Genomic DNA, 931 nt, shown 5'->3' with positions numbered 1-931 from the left:
GCGCTGCTGCTACCGCGTCAGCGGGACTGCTGGGCCGGCACGCCCAGGCCGTCGTCGGACGGCACGCCGGCCGCGGCCACGGCCGCACCGGTGAGCGTGGCGAGCATCTCGCGCACGTTGGTGAGCTGGGCGTTGATCGAGTCGCGGCGGTTGGTCAGCGCCGCCAGCTCGCGCTCGGACTCGCTGCGGACGCGGTCGGCCTTGGCGTTGGCGTCGGCGACGATGTCCTCGGCCTGGCGCTGCGCGGTCTCCACCGTCTGGCGGGCGCGGCGCTCGGCGTCGGTGCGCAGCTTCTCCGCCTCCAGGCGGAGCTGCTCGGCGCGGTGCTCGATCTCGGCGAGGCGCTTCTCGGCCTTGGCCGGGCGGGCCGCCCGGTCGCGCTCGGACTGCTCGCGGCGCTTGGCCAGGTTGGTCTCGAACTCCAGCGCGGCCTGCGCGGCCTTGGTGCGGGTCTCCTCGAAGAGGGCGTCCGCCTCCTCGCGCTTGTTCTGCGCGTCCTTGTTGGCCTCGGCGCGCAGCTGCGCGGCGTCGCTCTTCGCCTTGTCGACGATCCGCAGGCCCTCGTCCTCCGCCTTGGCCTTGCGGTCCTTGGCGTAGTTCTCGGCCTCGGTGCGGACCTGCTGCGCGGCGGCCTCGGCCAGCTCGCGGTGCTGCTCCGCGGCGCGGTGCGCCTCGTCGCGCAGGTCCTTCGCCTCCTCCTCGGCGAGCCGGAGGATCTTCTCCACCCGGGCACCGAGACCGGCGTACGAGGGCTCCGCCTCGGTCACCGCCGCCTGAGCGGTCTGGGTCTCCAGGTGCAGCTCCTCGATGCGCTTCTCCAGCGCACCGATCCTGGCCAACGCGCTGTCACGATCGGCCACCAGCTTGGTGATCCGCTCGTGGGGCGGGGGGGGGGGGGGGGCCCCCCCCCCCCCCCGCGGGGCCCGGGGCG

1 protein-coding gene is annotated in these 931 nt (G+C 75.1%); it reads right to left on the bottom strand.

Going from position 1 to position 931, the window contains the following annotated elements; translation table 11 throughout:
• Positions 1-17 precede the first annotated feature (17 nt).
• Positions 18-872, bottom strand: coding sequence for a cellulose-binding protein (locus ACFV0G_RS37455; RefSeq protein ID WP_380557712.1), 855 nt, complete (start codon positions 870-872; stop codon positions 18-20).
• Positions 873-931 lie beyond the last annotated feature (59 nt).

It is taken from the genome of Kitasatospora sp. NPDC059571 (assembly GCF_042735675.1).
Lineage (GTDB): Bacteria > Actinomycetota > Actinomycetes > Streptomycetales > Streptomycetaceae > Kitasatospora.
This window is presented reverse-complemented; position numbering and strand designations above follow the sequence as displayed.